Here is a 7,347-nt window from a genome sequence, read left to right on the forward strand (position 1 = left end):
TAGTCAAGCGCTGCACGACGGCCGGAGCTGAACCGGCGAAGCAGCCTGGTCCAACGGAGGTACCCATGGCGGAAGTTGTCGTAATCGGAGCCGGTCTGAGCGGAACGCTGATGGCCTATGAATTGCTACCCCAGTTGCGAAAGGAGGATCGCGTCAGCGTCGTCTCGCAAGGCGCGGTTTATCATTTCGTGCCGTCGAATCCGTGGGTGGCGATCGGCTGGCGCAAGCGCGAAGAGATCGAGATCGATCTCGCGGACATCATGAAACGCAAGGGCGTGCGGCTGCTGACGCAAGGCGCAAAGCGCGTCCACCCCGAGGAGAACCGTGTCGAGCTCGGCGACGGCACCTCGATCAACTATGATTGCCTGGTCGTGGCGACCGGTCCCGAACTTGCCTTCGACGAAATCCCCGGCCTCGGGCCGCAGGGTCATACGCAGTCGATCTGTCACGTCGATCACGCCGCCCATGCCCGCGAGGCCTTCGAGAAGCTCGCAGCCAATCCCGGCCCGGTGGTGATCGGCGCCGTTCAGGGCGCCTCGTGCTTCGGCCCTGCCTATGAGTTTCTCTTCATCCTGGAGACCGAGCTGCGCCGGCGGAAGCTGCGCGACCGGGTGCCGATGACGTTCGTCACCTCGGAACCCTATATCGGTCATCTCGGTCTCGACGGTGTCGGAGACACCAAGGGTCTCCTGGAAAGCGAGATGCGGGAGAAGCACATCAAGTGGATCACCAATGCCCGCGTCGACAATGTCGCACCCGGCTTGATGACAGTGGAGGAGCTTTCCGACAACGGCACGTCACGCAAGGCCCATGAGCTGCCATTCGTCTATTCGATGATGCTGCCCGCCTTCCGCGGCGTCGAGGCAGTGCGCGGCATCGAGAAGCTGACCAATCCGCGCGGCTTCGTCATCGTCGACAAGCATCAGCAGAATCCCGCGTTCCCCAACGTGTTCGCCGTCGGCGTCTGCGTCGCGATCGCACCGGTCGGCGCGACACCTGTGCCGGTGGGCGTCCCCAAGACCGGCTTCATGATCGAATCCATGGTGACGGCGACCGCGATGAACATCGGCGCCCTGCTCCGCGGCAAGGCGCCGACGGCGCAGCCGACCTGGAACGCGATCTGCCTCGCCGATTTCGGCGATTCCGGCGTCGCCTTCCTCGCGCAGCCGCAGATCCCGCCGCGCAACGTCAACTGGTCCTCCAAAGGAGAATGGGTGCACCTCGCCAAGGTCGCCTTCGAGAAATACTTCCTGCGCAAGATGCGGCGCGGCGAGAGCGAACCGTTCTACGAGCGCTTCGTTCTCGACAAGCTGAACATCGCCAAGCTCAAGGAGGTCCGAACCGGCACATGAGCACGACACGCCAGATCGTCTGCGGACATTGCGGGCGCATCAATCGCCTGCCGGCCGAGCGCGCAGCCCAAGATGCGCGCTGCGGCGCCTGTCACCAGCCGATGTTCACCGGCCATCCGGTCGAGGTGGACGAAGAAGCCTTCGGCCGCCATGTCGCCAGCAGCGACATTCCCGTGCTGGTCGACGTCTGGGCGCCATGGTGCGGACCCTGCCGCGCCATGGCTCCGATGTTCGAGCGCGCGGCGCAACAGCTCGAGCCGGGCGTCCGGCTCCTGAAGCTCAACTCGGACAATGCACCCGCGTTGTCGTCGCGGCTCAACATCAGCGGCATTCCAACGCTGCTGCTGATGCGCGGCGGCCGCGAGATCGCGCGCCAATCCGGCGCGATGGATGCGCGCAGCATCGTCGCCTGGACCGAAGCCAACCTGACCCGTACCTAAGAAGGAGCCTGCCATGAATGTCGATAAAGCCGTCCTCGCCTTTGCGGGATTCGTCGTCCTGCTCGGTCTCGCACTGGGCACCTATGTGAATGCTTACTGGTACCTGCTGACGGCCTTCGCCGGGCTGAACATGCTGCAGGCCTCGTTCACGGGCTTCTGCCCGGCCGCGATCGTGTTCAGGAAGCTCGGCCTGAGCAGCGGCTGCGCGTTCTCCTGAACGCGCCAATGCAGCCAGCGATGCGGGGGAATTTGCCATGACCGACGACACCTTCATTGAGGGACCTCTCTACGAGAAGCGCAGGAAGGTCTATCCACAGTCGGTCCACGGGCCGTTCCGCCGCATCAAATGGGCGATCCTGTGCGTCACGCTCGGGATCTATTATCTGCTGCCGTTCGTGCGCTGGAACAGAGGCCCCGGCCTGCCCGACCAGGCCGTGCTGATCGACCTGCCGCATCGCCGCTTCTATTTCTTCTTCATCGAGCTGTGGCCGCAGGAGGTCTACTACTTCACCGGCCTGCTCATCATCGCGGCGATGGCGCTGTTCCTGATGAACGCCGTCGCGGGACGATTGTGGTGCGGCTATCTGTGCCCGCAGACGGTGTGGACCGATCTGTTCTACGCCGTGGAGCGCTGGGTCGAGGGCGACCGCCGCGAGCGCATGCAGGGCGACAAGCGTTACTGGACGTTCGAGCACATGCGGAAGGTCGCGCTGAAGCATTTCCTCTGGATCATGATCGCCTGGTGGACCGGTGGCGCCTGGGTGCTGTATTTCGACGACGCGCCGACGCTGGTGAAGGAGCTCGCCACCTTCCAGGCCCCGTTCATCGCCTATCTCTGGATCGGTATCCTGACCGCGACAACCTACGTCTTCGCCGGCCACGCCCGCGAGCAGATGTGCATCTACATGTGCCCATGGCCGCGCATCCAGGCGGCGCTGACCGACGAATGGGCGCTCAACGTCACCTATCGTCGCGACCGCGGCGAGCCGCGCATGTCGGTGAAGAAGGCGGACGCCGCCCGCGCGCACGGCGATGTCGCCGGCGACTGCGTCGACTGCCACCAGTGCATCAACGTCTGCCCCACCGGCGTCGACATCCGCCACGGCATCCAGCTCGGCTGCATCCAGTGTGGCCTCTGCATCGACGCCTGCGACAACGTCATGAGCGAGATCGGCCGGCCCAAGGGCCTGATCGGCTACGACACCGACATCAACATGCAGCGCCGGCGCGAGGGCAAGCCGCCGATCTACCGCATCGTCCGCGCGCGCACGCTGATCTATACCGCGGCCATCGCCATCGTCGGCACCATCATGGTCTACACCCTCGCCACGCGCGCGACGATGGACGTCAACGTGCTGCACGAGCGCAATCCTCTGTTCGTTCAGCTCTCGGATGGCGGGGTCCGCAACGATTATACCGTGCGCATTCTCAACAAGGGCGCACAGCGGTCGTTTGCGATCGAGGTCTCCGGGCTAACAGGCGCGACCATCCGGGTCGCAGGCATCGAGACGGCTTCCGGCGGCAAGCCCGTCGTCGAGGTCGGGCAGGACCAGACCCGCGAGGTCAGGCTGTCGGTGCAGGTCGGGCCCGCCGACGTGCCGAAGACCTCGCGCGATCTCGAGGTTACGATCACCGATACCGCCGGCGGCGGGCGGGCGAGCGCCCGTGACCACTTCCTGCCCGGCGACAAATAGGGTCTGCGTTGAGCATCCGGCGCCGCATGCTCAACGAGACGTTAACATTACCGCTCGAATTGGAGCCGCGTCCCAACGGTATTTTCCATCCTTTGCGCTAAGCATGGCCGCGTGACGCGGCATCTGCCGGCGTGAACGGGACGAGGGGACGTGGTCGACATCGCGCAGCAGGCAGCGATCCATCCGGCATCCACTGGGGATGCCATGCCTGCGCGCGTCCCGCTCGTTGCGATCGACCCCGGCCAATGGCGCGCGCTGGCACAGCGTGCGATCGAGCCGAACGGATATTATCTGCCGGCCTGGGAGCTCGCCGTCAGCGCCACCGCGCGCGGCCGCACCTCGGCCTCCGCCCTGCCCGCATTCGACGGCACCTCGTCGCGGCTGATCGGGCTGATGCCCGTGATCTCGCTGTGGCGCTCCTTAAAGATTCCCCTGCCCGCGCTGGTGAGCGCGCATCCCTACGGCACGCTGTGCAGCCCGTTGCTCGACCGCGACGCCCCGATCGAAGCGGCGACGCGCCTGTTGCAGCAGGCTCGCAAGGCCGGCGCGCATGCGCTCGTGCTCAACGACGTCGCGCTCGACGGCGCCGCGATGCATGCGCTCAAGCAGGTCCTGGGCCGTGACGGCCTCAAGCCGCGCGTGCTCTCCTCCTGCATGCGCGCCAGCCTCGATGCGACGCAGGAGGCCGAAACGCTGCTGCGTGACGCACTCGGCACCAAGAAGCTCAAGGAGCTGCGCCGTCAGCGCCACCGGCTCGAAGAGCACGGCTCTGTGACGTTCGACGTCGCGCGCCGGCCAGATGAGATCGCGCCCGCGCTCGAAACCTTCCTGCAGCTCGAATCCAGCGGCTGGAAAGGCAAGCGTGGCACCGCGCTGGTCCAGCATGATGGCGATGCGGCCTTCATCCGCCGCGCCGTACCGGCTCTGGCCGAGACCGCGCAGTGCGAGATCATCACGCTGCGCGCCGGCTCGACACCCGTCGCCGCCGGCATCGTGCTGCGCCATCAGGATCGCGCCTTCTTCTTCAAGCTCGGCATCGACGAACGCTTCGCGAAATATTCGCCGGGCGTGCAGCTCACGCTCGAGCTCACCCGCCATCTCTGCGCTGATCCCACTATTGCCAGCGCGGATTCCACCGCGAGCGCCGACCACCCGATGATCAACCCGATCTGGCGCGGACGCTTTGCCATCGGCGACGTGCTGATCCCGCTGCGGCGGCACGATCCGGTCGTGGCGCTGGTGCACGGAGCGTTGCTCGGCCTCAACGCCGCGCACGAACGCGCGCGACGCATAGTACACTCAATAAGACGTGCGGGTCGCCCGGCTAGCTAGTTCGGGGCGCACCGCTCGACTGCTTCTAAGAGATTTTGAAGCAACTCCTCGAGGCTTTCAGCCTGAGTGGCGCAACCAGGAAGAGATGGGACCTCGGCCCAATAACCGCCCTCCTCCGCCTTGTGCACGATAATCTCGATCTTCAAGCTACTACTCCGCCGCCTGGGCGTTGATCTCCGCAGAGACCTGCCGAATCGCCTTTGCGAGCAGGTTCGGGTCCTGCGCGCCGGAGACGGCATATTTCTGCGCGAACACGTAGGTCGGCACGCCGGAGATGCCCTTCTCGGCGGCTTCCTGTGCGTCGGCCGAAACGCGCGCGACGTCCTCGTCCGTGGCAAGGCGCCTGCGCACGTCGTCGGCATCGAGGCCGACGTCTGCGGCCGCCTGCACCAGCACGTTCACATCGGTGAGATCGCCGCCATCGCGGAAGTACAGCTCCATCAGGCGCTGCTTCATCTCGGGCGCCTTGCCGATCGCCTCGGCCCACAGGATCAGGCGATGGCAGTCGGTGGTGTTGGGCTGACGCGCCACCAGCTCCGGCTTGTAGACCAGCCCCTCCTCGTTTGCGGCCGCGACGACGCGCCCGGCGATGCCCTTATAGGCCTCGACCGAGCCGAACTTCTGGGTGAGATAGGCCTCGCGGCTGATGCCCTCGCGCGGCACCCAGGGATTGAGGAAGAACGGGCGGAAGTTGAGCTTGACGGGGACATCAGGAACGAGCGCCAGCGCGCTCTCGATCCGGTGCTTGCCGATATAGCACCAGGGGCACACCACGTCGGAGACGACGTCGATCTGGAGCGGTTTGAGCGTGCTCATGTCAGGCGCCTCCTTCTGGCACTTTGGCTTTGCTCCAAGATAAGCCGAACCGGTCCCGAGGCAAGGGCACTAGGACATGGCTGCCGCCATCTGCTTCAGCCGCTCGGCGGTGCGCTCGTCCGCCGGGAAGAAAGTCTCCAGCGCCAGCTCCGACAGGGTGATGTCGACCGGCGTGCCGAACACCATGGTGGTGGAGAAGAAACTCAGGATCTCGCCCCCGTGGCGCAGCTTGAAGGGGATCGCGACATTGTCGCTCGACAGCGGCCCCGCGCGCGCCGGAATCGGGTAGCTCTTGAGATCGCCGTAGAGCTTGATCAACTCAGGATCGGCCGTCGCCTCGCATTGCCGGTGCAGCCGCTCCAACAGATGCCCGCACCATTCGGCGAGATTGACCGTGCGCGGCGCCAGCGCCTCGGGATGGAAGGCGAGCCTGAGCACGTTGAAGGGCTGGCCGAGCAGATGCTGTGGAATGCCGTCGAGCAGCGGCGCCACCATGCGGTTGGCCGAGACCAGGTTCCAGTGCCGGTCCACCGCGAGCGCGGGATTGGGCTCATGCGCCTTCAGCACGAGGTCGATCGCCTGGCGGGCTGACTTCAAGGCGGGATCCTCCAGCGGACGCTGCTGGAACGCGGGCGCGAAGCCGGCCGCGACCAGCAGCACGTTGCGTTCACGCAGGGGCACGTCGAGCCGCTCGGCGAGCCTGAGCACCATGTCGCGCGAGGGCGCGGCGCGGCCGGTCTCGACGAAACTCAAGTGCCGCGCCGAAATTTCGGCTTCGCCCGCGAGATCGAGCTGGCTCATGCGGCGGCGCTGCCGCCATTCGCGCAAATGGTCGCCGATATGAACCGGCTGGCTGTGTTCGGTACGGGCCGTGGATGCATGTGCGTTCATGACGAGAAACCTATCACGCAGATTTCGGCCCTTCCATTACCAGCGAGGTAATCGAACTGGCCCTCGGGCCGGCGCATCTTCGGTTGCAACAGGAGATGACCATGATCGCGCTGCTGCTCTACCGGACCGTCGCCGACCACCTTGTTCCCTTCGCCATGACGCTCGCGACCCGCATGCTGGCGCGCAGCCTCAACATGCCCGAGCCGCTGGTGCATTCGACCGGGGATTACGTGGTCGCTCACGTCACAGCCTTCGAGCACGGCGTTGCCAGGAGCCTCTGTCCGTTCCGCCTCGCCCGCTTGCTCCGCGCCTGGTGGCGCGGACGGCACTGAATTCCACCCCAGCCCAGCCAAGGAGACCTTCGATGATCGACGCATCCACCTTCCTCCGCCGCGCCCTGCTCGCCGATGCCATCTTCAGCGGCGTCGCCGCGCTCGGCTTCACCTTCGGCGCGAGCGCGTTCGCAGCTCTGTTCAATCTGCCGGAAGCGCTACTGCGCGAGACCGGCCTGTTCCTGATCGCCTACACCGCCCTGGTCGGCTGGCTCGCCTCGCGCGCCTCGGTGGCGAAACCTCTGGTGCTGCTGATCGTGATCGGCAATGCGGCCTGGACGGTCGGCAGCATCGCGCTGCTGTTCTCCGGCGCGGTGTCGCCGAACATCGCCGGCGAGCTCATGGTCGTGGCGCAGGCGATCGCCACCGGCGTGTTCGCGGAGCTGCAATATGTGGGATTGCGCAAGAGCGGCAGCGTCGCAGCGGCATGACGTCCTCGTGTCCCGGACGCGCTGCAGCGCTCTTGCGCTGCTGCGCAGAGCCGGGACCC

9 protein-coding genes are annotated in these 7,347 nt (G+C 65.8%); 7 read left to right on the top strand and 2 right to left on the bottom strand.

Annotated features, from left to right (window positions below; translation table 11 throughout):
• The first annotated feature begins 65 nt into the window (after window positions 1-65).
• The 5 genes from Q0743_RS09755 (at window position 66) to Q0743_RS09775 (ending at window position 4,818) form a co-directional block, all read left to right on the top strand.
• Entirely contained in the window at window positions 66-1,352 is a 1,287-nt protein-coding gene (locus Q0743_RS09755; RefSeq protein WP_298241316.1) for an FAD/NAD(P)-binding oxidoreductase, read from the top strand.
• Entirely contained in the window at window positions 1,349-1,792 is a 444-nt protein-coding gene (gene trxC / locus Q0743_RS09760) for a thioredoxin TrxC (protein WP_298241317.1), read from the top strand. Before Q0743_RS09755 ends, trxC begins: the two co-directional genes overlap by 4 nt.
• Window positions 1,793-1,805: 13 nt before the next feature.
• Window positions 1,806-2,009 carry a DUF2892 domain-containing protein gene (locus tag Q0743_RS09765; RefSeq protein WP_028181089.1) on the top strand — a complete coding sequence of 68 codons (204 nt, stop codon included), beginning with the start codon at window positions 1,806-1,808 and terminating at the stop codon, window positions 2,007-2,009.
• Window positions 2,010-2,046: 37 nt separating this feature from the next.
• Window positions 2,047-3,486, top strand: coding sequence for a cytochrome c oxidase accessory protein CcoG (gene ccoG, locus Q0743_RS09770; RefSeq protein WP_298241318.1), 1,440 nt, complete (start codon window positions 2,047-2,049; stop codon window positions 3,484-3,486).
• A 150-nt stretch (window positions 3,487-3,636) separates the two neighbouring features.
• Window positions 3,637-4,818, top strand: coding sequence for a GNAT family N-acetyltransferase (locus Q0743_RS09775; RefSeq protein WP_298241319.1), 1,182 nt, complete (start codon window positions 3,637-3,639; stop codon window positions 4,816-4,818).
• 150 nt (window positions 4,819-4,968) lie between these two features.
• On the opposite strand, the gene Q0743_RS09780 is transcribed toward Q0743_RS09775, so the two are convergent.
• Window positions 4,969-5,634 (bottom strand): DsbA family oxidoreductase, encoded by a 666-nt coding sequence (locus Q0743_RS09780; protein WP_298241320.1) that lies wholly within the window; start codon window positions 5,632-5,634, stop codon window positions 4,969-4,971.
• A 69-nt stretch (window positions 5,635-5,703) separates the two neighbouring features.
• Entirely contained in the window at window positions 5,704-6,525 is an 822-nt protein-coding gene (locus Q0743_RS09785) for a helix-turn-helix transcriptional regulator (protein WP_298241321.1), read from the bottom strand.
• 101 nt (window positions 6,526-6,626) lie between these two features.
• On the opposite strand from Q0743_RS09785, the gene Q0743_RS09790 reads away from it, so the two are divergent.
• Window positions 6,627-6,857, top strand: a complete 231-nt coding sequence (locus Q0743_RS09790) for a hypothetical protein (RefSeq protein ID WP_298241322.1) — start codon at window positions 6,627-6,629, stop codon at window positions 6,855-6,857.
• 32 nt (window positions 6,858-6,889) lie between these two features.
• Window positions 6,890-7,288 carry a hypothetical protein gene (locus tag Q0743_RS09795; RefSeq protein ID WP_298241323.1) on the top strand — a complete coding sequence of 133 codons (399 nt, stop codon included), beginning with the start codon at window positions 6,890-6,892 and terminating at the stop codon, window positions 7,286-7,288.
• Window positions 7,289-7,347 lie beyond the last annotated feature (59 nt).

Source organism: uncultured Bradyrhizobium sp. (assembly GCF_936943645.1).
GTDB lineage: Bacteria > Pseudomonadota > Alphaproteobacteria > Rhizobiales > Xanthobacteraceae > Bradyrhizobium.

What these genes read in the sequence shown, in the direction of transcription:
- Q0743_RS09755 (WP_298241316.1), top strand. Translation starts at nt 66, where the DNA reads ATGGCGGAAGTTGTCGTAATCGGAGCCGGTCTGAGCGGAACGCTGATG.
- trxC (WP_298241317.1), top strand. Translation starts at nt 1,349, where the DNA reads ATGAGCACGACACGCCAGATCGTCTGCGGACATTGCGGGCGCATCAAT.
- Q0743_RS09765 (WP_028181089.1), top strand. Translation starts at nt 1,806, where the DNA reads ATGAATGTCGATAAAGCCGTCCTCGCCTTTGCGGGATTCGTCGTCCTG.
- ccoG (WP_298241318.1), top strand. Translation starts at nt 2,047, where the DNA reads ATGACCGACGACACCTTCATTGAGGGACCTCTCTACGAGAAGCGCAGG.
- Q0743_RS09780 (WP_298241320.1), bottom strand. Translation starts at nt 5,634, where the DNA reads ATGAGCACGCTCAAACCGCTCCAGATCGACGTCGTCTCCGACGTGGTG.
- Q0743_RS09785 (WP_298241321.1), bottom strand. Translation starts at nt 6,525, where the DNA reads ATGAACGCACATGCATCCACGGCCCGTACCGAACACAGCCAGCCGGTT.
- Q0743_RS09790 (WP_298241322.1), top strand. Translation starts at nt 6,627, where the DNA reads ATGATCGCGCTGCTGCTCTACCGGACCGTCGCCGACCACCTTGTTCCC.
- Q0743_RS09795 (WP_298241323.1), top strand. Translation starts at nt 6,890, where the DNA reads ATGATCGACGCATCCACCTTCCTCCGCCGCGCCCTGCTCGCCGATGCC.